General features: G+C 49.5%; 16 protein-coding genes. 2 read left to right on the plus strand and 14 right to left on the minus strand.

Annotated elements, in window-relative coordinates; translation table 11 throughout:
* Positions 1-23: 23 nt before the first annotated feature.
* The 14 genes from ACTNE6_RS11495 to ACTNE6_RS11560 form a co-directional block, all read right to left on the minus strand.
* A complete protein-coding gene (locus ACTNE6_RS11495; RefSeq protein WP_442496799.1) occupies positions 24-1553 on the minus strand; it encodes a lipopolysaccharide biosynthesis protein in 1530 nt (509 codons plus the stop codon).
* Entirely contained in the window at positions 1537-1860 is a 324-nt protein-coding gene (locus ACTNE6_RS11500; protein WP_442496800.1) for a hypothetical protein, read from the minus strand. Before ACTNE6_RS11500 ends, ACTNE6_RS11495 begins: the two co-directional genes overlap by 17 nt.
* Before the next feature lie 100 nt (positions 1861-1960).
* A complete protein-coding gene (locus tag ACTNE6_RS11505; RefSeq protein WP_442496801.1) occupies positions 1961-2401 on the minus strand; it encodes a GNAT family N-acetyltransferase in 441 nt (146 codons plus the stop codon).
* Entirely contained in the window at positions 2398-3366 is a 969-nt protein-coding gene (locus ACTNE6_RS11510) for a hypothetical protein (RefSeq protein ID WP_442496802.1), read from the minus strand. The genes ACTNE6_RS11505 and ACTNE6_RS11510 overlap by 4 nt, the downstream gene beginning before the upstream one ends.
* A gap of 3 nt (positions 3367-3369) precedes the next feature.
* Positions 3370-4332: a hypothetical protein gene (locus ACTNE6_RS11515; RefSeq protein ID WP_442496803.1), complete on the minus strand. Its 963-nt coding sequence runs from the start codon at positions 4330-4332 to the stop codon at positions 3370-3372.
* A 294-nt stretch (positions 4333-4626) separates the two neighbouring features.
* Positions 4627-5406, minus strand: a complete 780-nt coding sequence (locus ACTNE6_RS11520) for a WbqC family protein (RefSeq protein ID WP_442496804.1) — start codon at positions 5404-5406, stop codon at positions 4627-4629.
* A 238-nt stretch (positions 5407-5644) separates the two neighbouring features.
* A complete protein-coding gene (locus tag ACTNE6_RS11525; RefSeq protein WP_442496805.1) occupies positions 5645-6430 on the minus strand; it encodes a WbqC family protein in 786 nt (261 codons plus the stop codon).
* Positions 6431-6439: 9 nt separating this feature from the next.
* Complete coding sequence (locus tag ACTNE6_RS11530) at positions 6440-7609, minus strand: DegT/DnrJ/EryC1/StrS family aminotransferase (protein WP_442496806.1); 1170 nt, start codon at positions 7607-7609, stop codon at positions 6440-6442.
* A gap of 450 nt (positions 7610-8059) precedes the next feature.
* Entirely contained in the window at positions 8060-8980 is a 921-nt protein-coding gene (locus ACTNE6_RS11535) for a hypothetical protein (RefSeq protein ID WP_442496807.1), read from the minus strand.
* A 525-nt stretch (positions 8981-9505) separates the two neighbouring features.
* A complete protein-coding gene (locus ACTNE6_RS11540) occupies positions 9506-10792 on the minus strand; it encodes a GNAT family N-acetyltransferase (protein ID WP_442496808.1) in 1287 nt (428 codons plus the stop codon).
* Positions 10793-10836: 44 nt separating this feature from the next.
* On the minus strand, positions 10837-11958 hold the full coding sequence (locus ACTNE6_RS11545; RefSeq protein WP_442496809.1) for a DegT/DnrJ/EryC1/StrS family aminotransferase: 1122 nt from the start codon (positions 11956-11958) through the stop codon (positions 10837-10839).
* The gene (locus tag ACTNE6_RS11550) at positions 11955-12998 is read right to left on the minus strand and encodes a Gfo/Idh/MocA family protein (protein WP_194972037.1); all 1044 of its coding nucleotides are present in this window, start codon (positions 12996-12998) and stop codon (positions 11955-11957) included. The genes ACTNE6_RS11545 and ACTNE6_RS11550 overlap by 4 nt, the downstream gene beginning before the upstream one ends.
* A 233-nt stretch (positions 12999-13231) precedes the next feature.
* Positions 13232-13738: an acyltransferase gene (locus ACTNE6_RS11555; RefSeq protein ID WP_194972036.1), complete on the minus strand. Its 507-nt coding sequence runs from the start codon at positions 13736-13738 to the stop codon at positions 13232-13234.
* Between the two features lie 279 nt (positions 13739-14017).
* The gene (locus ACTNE6_RS11560; protein WP_442496810.1) at positions 14018-15148 is read right to left on the minus strand and encodes a sugar transferase; all 1131 of its coding nucleotides are present in this window, start codon (positions 15146-15148) and stop codon (positions 14018-14020) included.
* Between the two features lie 819 nt (positions 15149-15967).
* On the opposite strand from ACTNE6_RS11560, the gene ACTNE6_RS11565 reads away from it, so the two are divergent.
* Both ACTNE6_RS11565 and ACTNE6_RS11570 read left to right on the plus strand, forming a co-directional pair.
* On the plus strand, positions 15968-17020 hold the full coding sequence (locus ACTNE6_RS11565) for an endonuclease/exonuclease/phosphatase family protein (protein ID WP_442496811.1): 1053 nt from the start codon (positions 15968-15970) through the stop codon (positions 17018-17020).
* Between the two features lie 150 nt (positions 17021-17170).
* A complete protein-coding gene (locus tag ACTNE6_RS11570; protein ID WP_442496812.1) occupies positions 17171-19000 on the plus strand; it encodes an ABC transporter transmembrane domain-containing protein in 1830 nt (609 codons plus the stop codon).
* Positions 19001-19048: the final 48 nt, after the last annotated feature.

Consider the following 19048-nt stretch of genomic DNA (forward strand, 5'->3'; position numbering starts at 1 on the left):
ACTCAGGCTCCCCAAGGTAAAAGTTAAAGGTTCTGCACGGTTCTTCTGCGTTGGACCAACAAAGTCCATGACTCATTAAATGCCGTTAAACGAAGCAAATGGCAGGCAAGCAGGTAAACAAATGCGCCCACCCCAATCATAAGACCAAGCTGAGCAGCTGGATGAAACGTGAAATAAATATGGATGGGCCAGATGACTAGCATCATCAACATGGAGACAGCCAGATAAGGCAGAATATCCAGCGTCTGTTTCCAGGCCGAATATCCGAGAAAAACCCCAGTGTAATATGCGTTAATCGGAAAACACAGAGCAGCCGCGATAACCTCGCTCCAGACAATAGCCATTACGCCATAGAAACTGGCTGTTACAATGGCGGCGATACTAATGATCTTCTTTATTACTTCAATACGAAAAAACAGGTTCGAGTGCCCTTGCGCCATGAGTACGTTGAGATTAAGCGCATGCAGAGGCCATATCATCCCGGCGAGACAAAGTACTTGCAGGATCGGCACGCTCGGCAGCCACTTCTCGCCAATCAAGGTGATCACCAGAGGCTCGGCCACTGCCATCAACCCCAGCATGGCCGGAACGTTGAACAGCATAATTATCCGCAGAACCTTGCGCATGCCCAGCGCCAAACGAGCCTTGTCGGCTGCGGCAGCAGAAAATACAGGGAAGGCCACCCGATTGAGCACGTTGGTCAGTACGCTTACAGGCAACTGTTGAATATTGTCGGCCCGCGTGTAGAAACCCAGCTGCCGGGCAGAATATAGCTTTCCGATAATCACGCTGTAGAGGCGGGTATACAGCGTGTCCAACAGGCCTGAGAGCAACATGAACCCGCCGAAACGAAACAGCGAGCGCAGGGAGACAAGGCTGAATGTCCATTGTGGCCGCCACGGATGCCACAGCCACAGCAGCGTCACTGAAATCGCTGTCGAAGCCAGGGTTTGTAAGGCCAGACTCCAAACGCCAAATCCCTTCCACGCCAAGCACACCGCTAACACACCGGACAATAGCGTGGCTACCGCATTTATCTTCATCAGAGTCTTAAAGTCAAGTGCTTTGGTCAGCAGCGCACCTTGAATGGATCCCAATGATCCCACGAATAGGTTCAAGGCCATCACATAGGTCAGGCCCTGCAAGACTGGCTGCTCAAAGAACGTGGCAATCCATGGCATCGTAAATAGATTCGTGGCCATAATATGGACCTTTGCCTGCAAGACTGGCTGTTCAAAGAACGTGGCGATCCACGGCGCCGATAGACCGAGCCCCAACGCTACAAGCAGGCCGGTAACCAAGTTGAAGAAGAACACCGTGGATTCATCTTTGCGCGTGATGTCTTGCCGCTGCACCAGGGCCGAGTTGAGACCGCTGTCAATAAATAGAGTCGCGATGCCCGTGAAAATAGACAGTAGCGCCAGCAGACCGAACTCTTCAGGAGAAAGCAATCGCGCCAGCAGAATCGAAACAAAGAATTGAAGTCCCTGGCGCAAAAAAACATCCGCTCCACTCCAAAAAACTGCTGACAGGGATTTATGGGTTAGGGACATGCGCCCACCTCAAGCAACGTTTCTCCAACTCTAACATCTGTACAATAGCAGCAAATGAGATTCTCGTTTGCCCTACCCTTTCGCACATTAAAAAAAAGCCCAGTCTATGAATCACCTTCAGCCTTGCTGCAATGGCGGCTCGCTCCAAAGTATCAGATGAGTAAGCGCATCGGCAGTCAATATCCGAAGTTTTGATACAGGTGATTTCATCGAAATAAGATAGAAGCTTTCTGGTGAAGTCGTCCTTGAAGCTGGCCGAATCAAGCAAGCGTCCCATGTTGAAAAAGCCTTCAAACGATTTGATCATGTAAAGGTGCCCCCATCGAAGTTGTAGGCGTATTTGCGATCATATGTATCTTTTATTTCGACGTTATAATCACGTTTGCCGTTCATTTTCTTCCCCGCTTTTAATTCAAATACAGATCCATAGTGATAAATGGCGTTTTCGCCTTGCTAGCAACAAACCCACATTTTTCATATAATCTGATAGCCGGTATGTTGTCACTCGCCACCTCCAGGCTGATCTGACGCATCCCCAACGCTTTTTTGCGTTCTATACACCGTTTCATCAAGCTCTCGGCGATGCCCTTGCCCGTCGCCTCACGCAACACGCTGACATTGGTGATGTAGGCAGTGCGCTTCTCCATATCATTGCAATAGACGGCCACCAGCCCAACCAGCTTGTCATCAATCCACGCTTCGTATCTCGTCGACTTACTGACGATCTTTTTTGCATAATCGTTTATGTCGACACGTCCGCTCATAGGCGGCATGAAATCGGTATTGCAGAGCCAGAGATGTTCAGCAATCTCCGCCTCGGATGCTTTGTTCAATCGGTACTTGATCATATTATCAACTCGGCCAGCCCGAATCCGTAGCGTCCGAACTCATTACCGTTATAGAGCAAATACACCTTGCCGTCGCACTCGAACACATGGGGATAGCACAACATATCCCCATCCCAATCGCCCGACGTTACGTCAAGCAGCGGATTCATATCGTCCCGCGTCCAGCTCATCAAGTCGTCGGAGTAAGCATGGCCGATACGATAGCCGCGATCCCTGTTATTCCTGAAATCGAACGACTGGCGATAGCAAAAGAACATGTGATGACGGCCGTCGATTCCGATCACTGTCGGCAGTGCCTGGCTTTCATCCGGCCCCAGTTTGTCCGGGATGATCTGCCGCGCCTCTTCCTTGGTCCAGTTGATGCCGTCGCTGGAGATCGCATGGCCGATCTTGTAGGTACGGTCCGGCGCGGCGTCCGAAGAGAACTTTTTCCAGCCGGTGCCGAAGATGTACCACATATGGAACACATCGCCGATGACCTTCACGAAGCCGTCGCCGACCAGGCAGGGCTCATGCAGAGATGCTGAAAGCACCGGCCCGTCCCCGATGCGCTGGAAGGTGAGGCCGTCGTCACGACTGATGGCCAAACCGATAGCGGTGTCCACCGAGACGGACACCCGCCGGTTCCAGCCGCAGGTGTAGCCGTACACGGCATCGCCGTGGCGCATGATGCTCATCGGGAAGATGCCGTGCTCATCGAAGGAGCCCAGCCCACCGAGCGGAATGACAGACTTGTCGGACACGCGAATCACATCGCGCAAATTCTTCTGCATATCAACAAAGGCGATATGGCTCAAATGCTTCCCGCTGTTTTTATCTACCGAGCGGGTGGAGAAATAGATCCGCACGAAATCGTCGAACACCAGTGCTTGCGGCGATTGTGCGAACTGCATGCAGCCGTTAGGCAGCTTGTGATGTGTCGGGTCAAATATCTTGCCGAGCTTATTCCACTTCATCGCACTCATCGTTTACTCCAGTTTTCCGTCTAGCGCGGCCAGCCCGAATCCGTATCGGCCGACCTGATCGCCAAGGTAGGCCAGATAGGTCTTCCCATCCAGCTCGAAAACGTGCGGATAGCTGATCATTTCGGCATCCCAGCCCTCCGCCGATACGTCGATGCCTGCTTTCGCATCATCCCTCACCCAGTCGATCAAGTTTGCGCTGGATGCATAACCGATGCGATAGCCGTAATCCTTGCCCCGATAATGACTGCTGTAACGGTAACAGAAAAACATGTGGTATTTACCATTGGCGTGGAATACGTCCGGGCTGGCTTGCGCTTCATCTTCCTCGATGCGGCTTTCGATCAGATCCTTGTTGACCTTGTTCCAGTGGATGCCATCGGCCGATGTCGCCATCCGTATCTTATAGACCGGCTCCGCTCGCCCATCCACCGTCTTCCACTTGCGTCCGGCGATATACCAGAGATACCAGATATTATTGAAACGCCTGATCTTCGGCCCGCTCAGCACGAAGGGCTCATCCGGCGAATACGGCAGCACCGGGCCATTGCCGAGCTTGGTGAAGGTATTGCCTCCGTCGCGGCTGAGCGCCATGCCGATTGCTACATTGAACGGCACTGATTCGCAGCGCGTCCAACCCGCATAATAGGCGCGCACTTCATCGCCGTTGCGAATGACGGAAACCGGATAGGTGCCGAATTCATCGAATTCCCCTAACCCGCCAAGATTCAGAATCGGCTGTTCACTGACATGCCGCACCTTGAACAGATCTGTGCGATCCAGATCGACATAAGCAGAATAGCTTACGTACTGGCCGCTCTCATCCGCTGGGGGGCGGCAGGAAAAATAGATCCGCACGAAATCCTCGAACAACAATGTGGCCGGTGCTTGTGCGAATTCTCTCAACCAGCTGCGTCCTTTCACTTCTTGCGGTGTGAATACTTTGCCTAATTTTTTCCATCTAAACATAGTTCAATCAACCCCTAATTAGTCGAGATACAAGGTTTGGAGGTCGGGCAACTTTGAAAACATCGCAATCCACGAGCGAGCACGCATAGGTGCGATTGTCGCCATCGCACCAATAACATCCGCTCTGGTATGCATTTCGGTCAGCCACAAAATCATAAACGACAGTCCCTGTTTGAATGGCTTGTGATGATTGAGAAAATAATTCGTCTGAATAGGGCTGCTGTCTTTGAGGTGGAAGCGCCAACTTAAAATAGCCGCCCATAATTTTTGACAATAGCTCGCCAATAATATTATTCATAAATACCCTAATCCATATTGCCGGTCATCAATCATTTCTTCATGGCTTTCAAAGTGAAGAATCTTGCTATCAGAGAACTTTAATAATTGATACTGTTTCAGAAATTTTCTAATTTCATCCAATGGGCAAAACATTAAGACATCAATAATTGAGAGAGAAGGGACAAAAGGTTCGGCGAACTGATGATACTGAATGGCATCAGATCGAATAAAACTCAGCTCAATCCCAAACTTGAGAAAGTCGCGCTCTTTATAAAGCGCCATCCCGCCTATCGGATTTATATAATGACTGGAACCTACACAACGATTAGTTTCGATAACACGGTCCTGACATTTCAGTGAGTTGTCTTTTTCCAATTCAGAAGCCACTAAAATTCGGCATTGAATTTTCAGCAAGCTTGCTAAACGTCGAATAGCGTTGGTATTAAATTCGCTGACGTTGCTTGAACCGAAACTCATTATGTCTGCGATAATAGGGTAAATATCCTTGAAGTACGGCGTCTTTCTATAAGCGCACTCGATACGCCTCAGGATCTTGCTGCGCACATTCTGGCTTTCGACGTAATGCCTTTGATTGATAGGCAAATCCGCTGAATCTCCCTGAACGGGAAACGTCAACCAGCAAGGCTCTTGATTGACCAGGATACGATTCCTGTTGATCCATCCTCCTTTTATATATTGCATGTCGTCTCCGACGACAAAAATATCGCTGCATTCCAATAACTGGAAGTATCCAATGTATGGAAAAAGGTATGGCTGCATGATTGTTACAATCATTTTCGTTCTCCTCAAATGACACTAGCAATCGCAATACAGAAAAAACTAGACCCATTGCGTTATCAGGCGAGGTCATTCCTGCCGGCAACACAATGATCCGATCGGCCACGCTTTACTATTTGTCGGCATCAAATCCCGCATTGGATAAAATGCCTTATAAGGCTGCTTGTTACGGCATCCGGACCAGAAGTACCGTCTTGCCAGCACATTCTCCATCTGGAGAGCACAAATGATCTCATTACGCACTGTAACCACCATACATCGGTATAAGCGTCGGCTGTGCTTCTTGCTGGTGATTATCCGGCTCAGCAAACCACTGCTCCTGTTTGATCAGGTCGTATTTCGCTAAAAGCTTCGAGGTGCCCGGAATCCCGTTAAACATCAGCACATCAATAATTGAAAGAGAAGGAACGAAAGGTTCGGCGAACTGATGATACTGAATGACATCAGGCCGAAGGAAACTCAGTTCAATCCCAAACTTGAGAAAGTCGCGCTCTTTATAAAGCGCCATCCCGCCTATCGGATTTATATAATGACTGGAACCTACACAACGGTTGATCTCAATAACACGGTCCTGACCTTTCAGTGAGTTATTCTTCTTCAATTCAGAAGACACTAAAATTCGGCATTGAATGTTCAGCAAGCTTGCCAAGCATCGGATAGCGTTGGTATTAAACTCGCTGATATTGTTTGAACCGAAGCTCATTATGTCTGCGATAACAGGGTAAATATCCTTGAAGTACGGCGCTTTTCTATAAGCGCACTCGATACGCCTCAGGATCTTGCTGCGCACATTCGGATCTTCGACGTAATACCTTTGATTGATAGGCAAATCTGCTGAATCGTCGTGAATGGAAAACGTCAACCAGCAGGGCTCCCGATCAACCAAGATGCGATTCCTGTTGATCCATCCTCCCTTTATATATTGCATGTCGTCTCCGACGACAAAAATATCGCTGCACTCCAATAACTGGAAGTATCCAATGTATGGAAAAAGGTACGGTTGCATGCCTGTTGTAATCATTTTGGCTTCCTACTGTGACGTTAGTAATCGCATTACCGAAGCGACTACATCTATTGCGCTTTCTGGTAGAGTTATCCCTGTCGGCAACACGATGACGCGATCTGCCACCGTTTTAGTATTTGGCAACATCACTCCCGCATTGGGATAAAACGCCTTATAAGGCTGCATATTATGGCATCCGGGCCAGAAGTACCGTCTTGCCAGCACATTCTCCGCATGGAGAGCATGAATGATCTCATCCCGGCTTATGGGTAATTCATCGCTGACTTCAACCACCACATATTGGTAATTGTTGTGTTCGCGGTCGTCATAAGCAAGGACCGATACTCCCTGTATCTCATTCAGCTGCATGGAATACCGTTCATGATTACGACGGTTAGCCTCGACAAATTCGCCAATGGCATCAAGATTGACTAAACCCATCGCCGCAGCTATTTCGGTCATTTTCCCGTTCGTGCCGGGATAAATCACATTGTCGTAGCCCGAGAAGCCAAAGTTCTTCATCAACCGCATTTTTCTGGCGAGGTCATCATTACTGGTGACCACGGCTCCACCCTCGAAGGTATTAAAAAACTTGGTGGCATGGAAGCTGAGGACTTCACACTCGCCAAAACCGCCAATCATTTCCCCTTTGTAGGAACACCCGAAAGCATGGGCAGCGTCAAACATCAGCTTCAATCCATAATCATTGGCAATGGCCTGCAGATCATCTACTGGACAACTGCGCCCCCATAAATGGACGCCGATTATCCCGGTGGTTTTTGGCGTAATCATCCTGAGCACAGCCTCCGGATCGAGATTGTGGGTATTCGGATCGATATCCGCAAACACGGGGGTAATCTCCTGCCATTGCAGCGCGTGAGCCGTTGCAACAAAAGTATAGGACGGCATGATCACCTCCCCCTTCAACTCCAACGCGCGAATCGCAATCTCCAGTGCGACCGTACCGTTGCACATGGCCACGCAATGTTTCACACCGAGGAATTCCGCCAACAGACGCTCGAACTCCTGGACCAGCGGGCCGTTGTTGCTCAACCAGCGCCGGTTAAAAATATCATTCATATACGACAGAAAGGTTTCCTGGCTTCCCATGTTCGGCCGTCCGACGTGCAGCGGCTCCGGGAACGCCGGCGGAGCCCCAAACAAAGCCAGATCGGAGCGGGACTCAAAGTGTTTCATGACTCCTCCTAACGTACAAAAGTTAACATCGAAATAATCAAATGCACTCTAGCCAAAGTCCGCACGATAACTTTTTCAAGTGACATAACGTATGAACTTGTATTCGTCCACATGCCGCCCCTGATCCCGCCGCTTAATTATGCAGCGTGGGAATCATAGTTGTTGTCCATAACGTCAATAATTAACGCTCCTTCTAAGAAAACCGGGTCCGATTACCGGCAAAAGACCTTCTAAGCGTAGGCGAACCTGGCCCGACATTCGACAGAAATGGATACAAAACGGGTGAGAAATTAGTCCCAATAGTCAATTTTTGAGCTTTCATTTTATGTTTCCCTCGTCACCAGCTTTTTCCTTCTACCCTTTCGAAAAGTCCTCCACAATCTTCAATCGGTTCATTGAGCAATCGAAAAATTAACTTCTTGTCTTGGATCGCCCTCATGCTGATCTTCATCATGAATAGGCCAGTTCCGGAAACTCAGTTGAGGAGCCATGGCGCAGGTCTTGCCAATTGCTGATCAGTTCCGGAAGTTCGGCCAGAGAGCCATGGGACAGGTCCAGTATGTGGCTGGGCTGCGGAAGTTCGCGCATTATATTTTTGATTGTTTCCGTCCGCGCCGCCCATTCGCTATCCAGCAGCACGACCCAGGTCGACAGTCGGTCGCCCTGAAAATGGCAGCCTCTTAAGTAACTGGATAGTTCCTTGTCGCTCAGGACCGTGTGGGATCCAAGAAAAATCAGGCTCACTAGCCGGTCGTCCTGTTCACAGATAAACGGATTCTCTTCCAGGAAGCGGTGCATTGGCGGACGGTTGCCGCAGGGCAGAAGCCAAAATTCGCGATCTATATGATCCGCGACAATTCGGCTGCCCCACTTCTTCTTGTAAACCAGAACGCCGTCTTTAAGGAAAGGGCGCGCGCATTGCATGCTCACCGTGGCGCAGCCGCGGCGGCGTGCCTCGACCATCGCAAACCAATAGATGGCTGCAATGCTTCCCGCATTGAATAATTCTCTGTCGGCATGCAAGACGCCGAACAGATTGTTGTATAAACAATCGCCAGTTTGTGAAATCAAGTTGCCGGCCACTGCTAAGCCCGCCTTGCGAATCAGCATTAATTCACCTTTTTCATAAATTCGACGGAATACCTCCCATGGAATGATTCTAGCGGATCCGCGGTGCCGGTCCTGAACGAACGGTCGGTACATCTGGTGATAAAAGAAATCCAGTTGTGCCGGGTCTTGGGTGATTTCATATTGGAACTCAGCATCTCTGATCTTTTTCAAATCGCGCCGGGTTGTAGAATTAATTAAGAAGGCCAGCAAGTCGACATCCGGGGGCGGAAGTTCAATGATCTGCTCAACATGGTACGGCATGATCAGCATGCGGCGAGCAGCTGCGCCTCGAGGCCGGAATCTTCTGTGCCGAAAAATGATCAGATCTGCCTTCTTTTCCCAGCGTCGCATCACCCGATTCAGGCTCCAAAGCGGAACAGTGCCAATTCTTAGAGGGTCAAGGTATTCAGCATAGAGTAAATGCATGATGTAAGGGTCGCATACCTTATCACTAAAAGGATCGCATGCTTCGTGACCAATCAGAATTACCGTTAACCCGGACCGCTCAATCCGATAAATCGGCAACCACAAATCCCTAAGGAAAGTTATGGATCTACTGAGTGGCCAAATGAAGAACCGTTTGAGCGGCTGTTGCAGCGAGGCCGGCACATATTGATTAAAACTTTTTTTGATAAATTTCAGCATACTCAGTTTATTCGCTTCCATTTTATATCTCCCTTGTTATTAAGTTTCTTCTGATCTTTGTCGGGGTTCCGCCACAATCTTCAATCGGTTCATTGAGCAATCGAAGAATTAGCTTTCTGTTTTTAACCTCTCTCATATTGATCATGATCTTGAATAGGCCAGTTCCGGAAACTCACTCGAGGAGCCATGGCGCAGGTCTTGCCAATTGCTGATCAGTTCCGGAAGTTCGGCCAGAGAGCCATGGGACAGGTCCAGTATGTGGCTGGGCTGCGGAAGTTCGCGCATTATATTTTTGATTGTTTCCGTCCGCGCCGCCCATTCGCTATCCAGCAGCACGACCCAGGTCGACAGTCGGTCGCCCTGGAAATGGCAGTCTCTCAAGTAACTGGATAGTTCCTTGTCGCTCAGGACCGTGTGGGATCCGAGAAAAATCAGGCTCACTAGCCGGTCGTCCTGTTCACAGATAAACGGATTCTCTTCCAGGAAGCGGTGCATTGGCGGACGGTTGCCGCAGGGCAGAAGCCACAGTTCATGTTCTCTGTGATCCGCGACAATTCGGCCGCGCCACTTCTTCTTGTAAACCAGAACGCCGTCTTTAAGGAAAGGGCGCGCGCATTGCATGCTCACTGTGGCGCAGCCGCGGCGGTGCGCCTCGGCTATCGAAAACCAATAGCAGGCTGCGATAGTGCCTGCCTTGAGCAACTCCTTGTCGGCATTGAGAACGCCAAGCACATGCAAAGTATAACAATCGTTGGTTTGTAAATTCAGGTTGCCGGCTACTGGCAGGCCCGCCTTGTGAATCAGCAGCAATTCCATTTTTTCATAAGCCAGCCTGAAGGCGTCCCATGGAAGAATATCAGCGGCGTCGCGGTGTCGATACTGGATAAATGGCCGGAGCATCTGGTGATAAAAGAAATCCAGTTGTGCCGGGTCTTGGGTGATTTCATATTTAAATTCAGAGTCTCGGATTCTCTTCAGATCGCGCCGGGTTGTAGAGTTATAGAAGAAGGCCAGCAAGTCGGCATCCGGGGGGGGAAGATCAATGGATTGCGCGACATAGTACGGCATGATCAGCATGCGGCGGGCAAATGCGCCTTGAGGCCGGAATCTTCTGTGCCGAAAAATAATGACATCCGCTTTCTCTTGCCAATGCCGCATCACCCGGCTCAGACTCCAGATCGGCACAGTGCCGATTCTTATAGGCTTAAGGTATTCACCATATATCAAGTTTATTAAATAGGAATCGCACGCCTGGTGACCAATCAGGATTGCCGTTAATCCGGATTGCTCAATTCGATAAATCGGCAGCCAGATATCTTTTATAACGAGACGGATAATCCCTTTCAGCGGCCTGATGAAGAACCGTCTGAGCGGTTGCTGAAGCTTAGCTGGCACGTATTGATTAAAAGCTTTCTTGATAAGTATCATTATTCTCTTCTTTAGCTTCGTGATCGCAGATTTTTAATGCTCAATCAAAGTTCGACAGACGCCACCTGATCCGAGAGCATCTCTGCTATGGCTTCACAAACTTCCTCGCACTGCGCTTGTCTTAACTCGGCGAACATAGGAAGGGAAAGCACTTCATCGGCTGCCCGTTCTGCATGAGGAAAATCCCCTCTCGTATAGCCCAGGTCGGCGTAGGCCGGCAGAAGATGCACGGGAATGGGATAATGGATTCCAGTCTGAATCCCTTTGGCTTGCAGTGCCTGCTGCCATTCACTTCGCTGCCGGGTGCGAATCGCATAGATATGGTAGACATGCCGCGCATAAGGCATTGCCTCAGGCGTTGGTACGCCGCTGCCGGATAAGAACTCGTCATAATAGGAAGCAACTTGCCGTCTTGCCTCGGTCCAGTTATGCAAATGGCGCAGCTTGACTCTGAGCACTGCGCCCTGAATGCCTTCCAGGCGGAAGTTGTACCCCTTGAGGACATGCTGGTATTTCTGCTCGGCGCCCCAATCGCGGAGCATTCGGATGGTACGGGTATATTCGGTGTTATTGGTAACCACCATGCCGCCTTCCCCATAAGCGCCGAGATTTTTGCCGGGGTAAAAACTGAAGCAACCCATATCGCCTAGACTGCCTACGCGCCGCCCCTTGTATTCACTGCCGTGGGCTTGACAGGCATCCTCAATCACGATCAGGCCGTGTTGCCTGGCAATGTTCAGAATGGGGTCCATGTCCGCCGGATGACCATACAGGTGCACGGGAATGATAGCTTTGGTCCTGTCGGTGATTGCGCTTTCGATCGCATTCACATCTATCGTAAAGGTACGCGGATCGATGTCCACAAACACGGGCTTGGCGCCGGTATAGTGAATGGCCGCCACAGTCGCCACGAATGTGAATGGGACGGTTATCACCTCGTCGCCGGGACCAATCCCGGCCGCGAGAAGGGAAAGGTGCAAAGCGCTGGTTCCGGTGTTCACGCCGATCCCGTATTGAGCCTGACAAAAGGCGGAGAACTCCTCTTCAAACGCTGCCACTTCGCTTCCCAGGGTAAACTGGTTGGTTTCCAATACCCCCTGAATGGCGGCGTTGACTTCATCCTTAATCCCGGCATACTGGGCTTTAAGGTCGACAAATGGAATCATGCTACTACCCTTCCTTGCCACATGGGCGTTCCGTTGATCTTGACGGCTCGGCCGCGCTCGTTCATCGAGCGGGTCGCCGCTTCAATTAATTCCACCACGCGCAAGCCCAAAGTGCCGTCAGTCAGTGGTACTTTGCCGTTTTCGATGCAGTCGACGAAATGCCCTCCTTCGACGAGTAAGGCCTCTGTTGTGTCTAACTGTGGCGCCCACATGTCTCCGGTGCGATAGCCGACCCGCATTTGGTAGATTTTTTGAGGGTCATCAGTGAAGCTGACGCCCTTGTCGTAAACCTTGATCTTTTCACTCGGCTCAAGATCATCGTAAGCGATCATCTTCTTGCTACCTCCGAGCAGGATCTGACGCACCTTCACCGGCGCCAGCCAGCTTACGTTGCTGTGCGCGATCATCCCTGAATTATAAAACAGCGAGATGTAGGCCAGATTCTCCGGCGTACCTGGAAAGTGATTGGTTCCGGCGACCGACACTTCCACCGGCTGTTCTCCGAGTAAATAATCAAGAATGGAAAAGTCATGCACGGCCAGGTCGGAGATTACGTTGACGTCGCGCTGAAACAAGCCGAGATTGATCCGGGTCGAATCGTAGTAATAAACGTCGCCAAGATCTTCTCTCTGTATGATTTCCGCCATCTTGCGGATTGCTCCCGTGTAGATAAACGTATGATCAACGATCAACACGCGCTTCCGCATCTCGGCTTCGTCGACCAGCTTGCGTGCCTGCAACGATGACTCTGTCATAGGCTTTTCTAGCCATAAATGCTTGCCGGCCTTCAGAGCGGCCATCCCCAGTTCGAAATGGGTACTGACTGGAGTCGCTACCGCAATGGCATCGATGGATAGGTCCTCAAGCAGGTCCTGAAAACGAGTTGTGGTTTTGACGCCCGGATAGCGTTTTTGAACGGTTTCGAGTCTTTTCTGATCCAGGTCTGCTACGCCGGCCACTGCAAGCCCCGGTGTTTCGGCGAAATTTCTCACCAGATTGGGCCCCCAGTAACCGTAACCGATAATACCTATTCTTAACATGCCTGCTCTCCTTGTTGGATGGAAATAATTGCATTGCTTTCGGTATTGCTAAAAGCTGACCAATTTGCTCAGCACCAACAAATCATTGAATCACTGATAAAGCCTGTGATTCGCAAACAGCCTTAATCTTATATTTTTAACTTGTACCTCTCAGGGAAGAGCAGCCAGGCACTTTTCAATGCCGAGATGCAGTAATTGTTTATAGCGGCTGTCATAATCCCCATGGTCATGGCCTAGACCAGACTGGTCGCCGCCGCGTCGCCTTTATCTCGCACCCGTATATCCCCGACAACTCGGGCAGGAACGCCGGTGACGATCGCATAATCAGGCACATCGCGGGTTACCACGGCGCCAGCGCCAATCAGGGCGCCCTCGCCTATCGTGATGCCGCAAAGAATGGTTGCATTGCTGCCGATCGACGCCCGAGTCTTAATATGGGTTTTGACTACCTGCCAATCCTCCTCAGTCTGCAGGCCGCCATTCGAGTTAACAGCGCTTGGATACACATCATTGGTGAACATAACGCCATGGCCTATGAAAACACCGTCTTCGATGTCGACACCTTCGCAAATAAACGTGTGGCTGGATATTTTGCAGTGGGCTCCCACGGAAGCGCCTTTTTGTATCTCAACGAATGTACCGATCTTGGTATCTTCTCCAATCGTACAACCGTAGAGATTTACAAGCTCGGGGTGATATATAGCAACCCCCTCGCCTAAAACTACATTCTCTTTAATCATTCTTTTTCCTCTAAGTTAGCCTGTCTATCTACTGAAAATAACTTAAAGATGAGAACTGTCAGGTGTTGTTGATTATGTTTAACCTCTTAACCCGCACGCTCTCATAGAGATTAAGTTAATCAAACAAGACAACCATGAGTTAGGCCATCTAAATATTTTGCCGATATACTCTTACAGACAAGCTAATGCGCATAACAAGTTTGTTAGCGAGTCAATACACTATTACGTCTTTCCCAAGTATTTGGCTTAAAGCCCTGAATCGATTCTAGTGGCTTTACATTACACGGCACCTCTGCACTTTAAGACTACCTTGACGGTTCTTAATAAAATCTTTAGATCGAGTATTAGAGACCAATTCCGGATATACCGAATATCGAGCCTCACCGTATCATCCCATCCTGTCTTGCTCCGCCCTTGCACCTGCCAGAGTCCAGTGATTCCAGGCTTCATTTCCAATATTCGCCTCAGGTGCCAGGCCTGGTATTTCTCAGCCTCATAAGCAAGTGGCGGCCTCGGCCCTACTAGGCTCATATCGCCCCTGAACACATTAAAAAACTGCGGCAATTCATCAACACTGGTTTTTCGGATAAATTTTCCGACCTTAGTGATCCTGGGATCGGATTTAATTTTAAAAAACGGTTTTTCCACATCGCCCTGATTCACTTTTTCATGATCACCGTTGATCAGACTTCGGACATATTCACGATGTATTTGATCATCCATATTCACATGCATGGATCGAAATTTATAGAATGTAAAAGGCTTTCCTTGCTTGCCCAAGCGCGTCTGCCTGAAAATGACAGGTCCCGGGGAAGTGGCTTTAATGGCTAGTGCCGTAATTAACATGACAGGCATAAAAATGAGCATGCCTGTAATCGAGCCTACGATATCGATACCTCTTTTTAACAAGAATTTAAACCATAAAGTGCCTGTTGCTTTCTCCAGCTCGAAAGGGAAAGAGCTTGGGTGGATGCTTCCGTTTTTTGCCAGGCTCTCAAATATATGGTCAGGATAAGTTGATACGGTAGAAAAAAATTGTGGATTTTTATTTTCATAAAGCAGCTTGTCGCAGAGTTCTTTAGCGCCTCGCTCGTCCGTATCGGGCAGGAGCACGCCTATGGTTTTATGATTGACAAAGCCGCAAATATCAGTATTTCGTATTTTTTCCCGAACAATATCTAAAACCTTGTTCATATTAACGAATTGATCGTCAATCTCTTTATCAAGCGTCAGCAATAGAATTGACAATGTGGATTTAGACCGTTGCGCCCGCTGCTTCTCAAGGCGCAGCTGCTCTATAAAATTAGCATCGTAAAAAAATTCATCGAAATTAGCCTGATAAAGGGCTGGATTATCGATTGGGTCGGGAAATGGCGCTGACTCTACAAATAAATCTTCGCTCTTCTTCATTTTCATCCCCATGCTAGCTGTCTGAGCAAAGTTTAAATAATTTATTCCTCTTAAATCCAGATGTTCAGGAATAATGACATGGAACATTGCTCAAGATACATATCGAATAAGTATGTATAAACTCCTAGTCTCTCTAATAATCCTCAATTGCTTTCGTTCCACATACTTTTTGCAAAATACATGCAACTACGACTTAAATCTTGATTTTGGGATCGCCTTCCCAATTAATTTTTACTGTTAGATATATCCATCGGTTACGACTTAAATACATGAACGTTGATAGGAAACCCACTCTGCTTAATGTATTTTGAGTACGCTACCCAAGGGTTACTGCTTCTTGCTGTTGGTCATCATATTCCTAGTTTTTGCCTAACATCACAACTTCGTACAACTACCTAAGTAGTAACGCATATTAGTATTTAGCAGTGCTCTAATGTAAGCTGCCGGTCAATTCACTTTGTTCAGGCGAAGGCCAAATGTTCCCTTTCTAACGAGGCATTCTCTATCGCTGACGGGCTCAGTCATGAGTTTTTACACAATTCGCGGCCGAACCGCACTTTCTCGAATAAAGCAGCTCGTCTTATGGCAGACCCGCATAAACGCCATATATACTGCAATTAAAATATCTAAATTCCCGCTTAATCTGATAGAGGCTATTTGTAAAACTGCCACTGTCAGAATTGAGAGCGGTAAGAGCGCTGATAACACGATGGGTACGTAAACAATTAATCTACCCGGACAGCCAGCCGCTTTTTTTGCCCAGTCAGAAATAAGTAATCAAGAAAAAACATCAATTGACCATAAACAGTGAGCAATAAAATGAAAATCTCGATTGCTACGTTCAATGCAGAAAACCTTGTCACAGCAGATAAGCCAATTTATGAGGACTCCCACCCTCATTACAGCCAGGCTCAATACCGGAAGAAAACAGACTGGATAAGAAATCAGCTTTTGAGAATGAATGCCGACATTATCGGCTTTCAGGAAATCTTTGAGGAACAGGCGCTCAGGGATTGTTTAACAGGAACCCACATGGAAAACTGGCCTCTCTATGTAGCTAATCCTACAGGCAAAAATCCTGTGAATGCTATTGTAAGCAGATTCCCTATTGTTAAAACGGAGGTGATTGAGGATTTGCCGTTCGTTTTTGATTTCTTCGATGACAAGAAGATGACTGAGCCTTTGGACAGCACCCCGGTCAATATCCCTTTGAAAAGGTTTTCAAGAGGCGTTTTAAAGGCAGAAATCAAAATCAATGAAAATCTCCTGTTTTTAGTGGTTGTCCTGCACTTAAAATCAAAAAGACCTCTATTGCCTGACGGCATTGACCGTGATACAGCGACTTATCCTGAACTGGCAAAAGGCAATGTGCGTTCTCTAATCAGAAGGGCAATTGAATCCTGCGGCGTCAGACAAATTTTGTCAGCTGAAATCGATCAAGACGAGACAAAACCGATTTTTATTTTAGGCGATTTAAACGATAACGACACCGCCGTGACCAATCAGGCCATCATTGGCGAAGACCCTTTCCATAAGCTTCCGAGAGAGGAAAGAGTAAAAAAATGGCAGCACGTCTTCCAAAACTGCAAGGACATCCAGGCACGCAAAAGCATTGAAAATTTTCATTATACCTACATTCACAACGGACATTATGAAAGCCTTGACAACCTATTTGCCAGCAATCATTTCGCCGACCTGAACGCCAGGAAAATAGGCCGGATAATTGATGTCCGCTTATATAACGACCACGTTATCGATGACAAAACGTCAATGGATAAAAAACCGGTCCACGTGACAGACCATGGACAGGTTGTGGCCAATATCTACGTACCCGAACCAAACCCTCCAGCCCCGGCCACACCAAGTATATAGTTATGAAGAGACGATGAAGCACGAACTCGATTCATTGCTTGCAATCATTGCTGCTGAAGCTCGCAGGCATCCCGTTCTTTACAGCCTTGCGACAGAATGCCAATACTTTTACCCGAATAGTTTTTCGTGCTTATGCTTTAAAATGAGAAGATGAAACACACAGCATCCAAAACACGACCGGGACCCTTTAGCTCGAAATCAATCCAGCCTGACTCCACCCGACACCTGTCTTCCCTGAGGGGGCTGTGGCCGTTTCTCCAGCCTTACCAGGGACGGATGGCCCTGGCGTTTATTCTGCTGTGCCTGGGCTCGGCCACGATCCTGCTGGTTCCGCTGGCGTTTCGCGACCTGATCGATGTTGGCTTCGGGCAGCGACAGAATGCCGGCACCGGACTGTTAAACTCGCTAAGCCTGAACGGACGCTTCGCGGTTCTGTTCGGACTGGCGAGCCTGTGGGCAGTGACAATCTCGACGCGTTATTACATGGTAAGCTGGCTGGGTGAGCGGGTCACGGCGGATTTGCGCAGTGCCGTGTATGCGCGCGTGCTGACGCAGACCCCGCAGTTTTTCGAGACTTTGCAAACCGGCGAAGTGCTGTCGCGCCTGACCGGCGACACCACCCTGATCCAGACTGTGGTCGGCAGCTCTGTTTCGATGGGCTTGCGAAGCCTGTTCCAACTGACCGGCGGCATGGTCATGCTGGCGGTGACCAGTTTTTATCTGTTCTCGCTGAATCTGGGCCTGATGGCCTTGCTGATGCTGCCTATCCTGGTCATCGGCCGTCGGGTGAAAAAGCTCTCGCGCGAAGCTCAGGACAAAATCGCCGACGCCTCGGCGCTAGCCGGCGAGATCCTCAACGCGGTACCGACAGTTCAGGCCTATACCCAGGAACGACAGGAAACCCGCCGCTTCGCAGACCGGGCGGAAGTCAGCTTCATGACGGCTATCCGGCGTACCCGCGTGCGGGCGCTGCTGACGGCGCTCATTATCATGGCGGTCATGGGCGTCATTATCTTCGTGTTATGGATCGGCGTGAATCAGGTGCAAACAGGCCTCATGACAGGCGGTCAATTGGCTTCTTTCATCCTGTATGCGGCTTTGGTGGCGGGCGGATCAGGCACTTTGGCAGAAGTATGGGGCGATATCATGCGGGCGGCCGGCGCAACCGGACGCTTGCTGGAACTGCTCCATGCCAAGCCCGCCATTGTCGATGCCTATCCGCGTCAACCGCTGCCGCAGCCCGATAAAGCAGAAATTCAATTCGAAAATGTCACCTTCCATTACCCATCGCGCCTGCAGGTGGCTGCGCTTGACAACATCACGCTCGATATTGCCGCCGGCGAAAGCGTCGCGCTGGTCGGCCCTTCCGGCGCCGGCAAGTCCACCCTGTTCCAGCTGTTATTGCGTTTTTACGAGGCAACAGACGGCGCCATTCGCTTCAACGGGCAGGATATCCGTCAGATTTCCTTGCATGACTTACGGGACAAAATTGCCATCGTGCCGCAAGACCCGGTCATCTTCTCGGCCAACGCCCTGGAGAATATCCGCTATGGCCGCCCCACGGCCAGTGACGATGAAGTCATGGCCGCCGCCCGTTCTGCGCAGGTGGAAGAATTCATCCATCGCCTGCCGGAAGGCTATCAGACATTTCTGGGCGAGCGCGGCACGCGCTTGTCCGGCGGCCAGCGCCAGCGCATCGCCATCGCCCGCGCGATTTTAAAAAATGCGCCGCTGTTGCTGCTCGACGAAGCCACCAGCGCCCTGGATGCGGAATCCGAAATTCTTGTGCAAGAGGGATTAAATGCTGCCATGCAGGGCCGCACAACCCTGATCATCGCCCACCGGTTAGCCACGGTAAAAAAGGTCAGCCGCATCATTGTGATGGACCAGGGGCGTATCGTCGAAATCGGCGCGCCGGAAGATTTACGCAAACAGAGCGGGCTTTACGCCAGGCTTGCGAGCTTGCAATTCGACGTTTGATCATAGAAAGCTCATTAATGAAAATCCCTCTCTTTGCCCCATCTCTGC

Origin of the sequence: Methylobacter sp. sgz302048 (assembly GCF_052162025.1) — a bacterium.
Classification (GTDB): Bacteria; Pseudomonadota; Gammaproteobacteria; order Methylococcales; family Methylomonadaceae; genus Methylobacter.

Excerpts from the sequence above, each read along its gene's own strand:
- ACTNE6_RS11520 (WP_442496804.1), bottom strand. The coding sequence starts at position 5,406 with ATGATTGTAACAATCATGCAGCCATACCTTTTTCCATACATTGGATAC.
- ACTNE6_RS11500 (WP_442496800.1), bottom strand. The coding sequence starts at position 1,860 with ATGATCAAATCGTTTGAAGGCTTTTTCAACATGGGACGCTTGCTTGAT.
- ACTNE6_RS11555 (WP_194972036.1), bottom strand. The coding sequence starts at position 13,738 with ATGATTAAAGAGAATGTAGTTTTAGGCGAGGGGGTTGCTATATATCAC.
- ACTNE6_RS11570 (WP_442496812.1), top strand. The coding sequence starts at position 17,171 with ATGAAACACACAGCATCCAAAACACGACCGGGACCCTTTAGCTCGAAA.
- ACTNE6_RS11530 (WP_442496806.1), bottom strand. The coding sequence starts at position 7,609 with ATGAAACACTTTGAGTCCCGCTCCGATCTGGCTTTGTTTGGGGCTCCG.
- ACTNE6_RS11495 (WP_442496799.1), bottom strand. The coding sequence starts at position 1,553 with ATGTCCCTAACCCATAAATCCCTGTCAGCAGTTTTTTGGAGTGGAGCG.
- ACTNE6_RS11560 (WP_442496810.1), bottom strand. The coding sequence starts at position 15,148 with ATGAAGAAGAGCGAAGATTTATTTGTAGAGTCAGCGCCATTTCCCGAC.
- ACTNE6_RS11535 (WP_442496807.1), bottom strand. The coding sequence starts at position 8,980 with ATGCCGTACCATGTTGAGCAGATCATTGAACTTCCGCCCCCGGATGTC.
- ACTNE6_RS11565 (WP_442496811.1), top strand. The coding sequence starts at position 15,968 with ATGAAAATCTCGATTGCTACGTTCAATGCAGAAAACCTTGTCACAGCA.
- ACTNE6_RS11540 (WP_442496808.1), bottom strand. The coding sequence starts at position 10,792 with ATGATACTTATCAAGAAAGCTTTTAATCAATACGTGCCAGCTAAGCTT.
- ACTNE6_RS11545 (WP_442496809.1), bottom strand. The coding sequence starts at position 11,958 with ATGATTCCATTTGTCGACCTTAAAGCCCAGTATGCCGGGATTAAGGAT.
- ACTNE6_RS11515 (WP_442496803.1), bottom strand. The coding sequence starts at position 4,332 with ATGTTTAGATGGAAAAAATTAGGCAAAGTATTCACACCGCAAGAAGTG.
- ACTNE6_RS11510 (WP_442496802.1), bottom strand. The coding sequence starts at position 3,366 with ATGAGTGCGATGAAGTGGAATAAGCTCGGCAAGATATTTGACCCGACA.
- ACTNE6_RS11550 (WP_194972037.1), bottom strand. The coding sequence starts at position 12,998 with ATGTTAAGAATAGGTATTATCGGTTACGGTTACTGGGGGCCCAATCTG.
- ACTNE6_RS11525 (WP_442496805.1), bottom strand. The coding sequence starts at position 6,430 with ATGATTACAACAGGCATGCAACCGTACCTTTTTCCATACATTGGATAC.
- ACTNE6_RS11505 (WP_442496801.1), bottom strand. The coding sequence starts at position 2,401 with ATGATCAAGTACCGATTGAACAAAGCATCCGAGGCGGAGATTGCTGAA.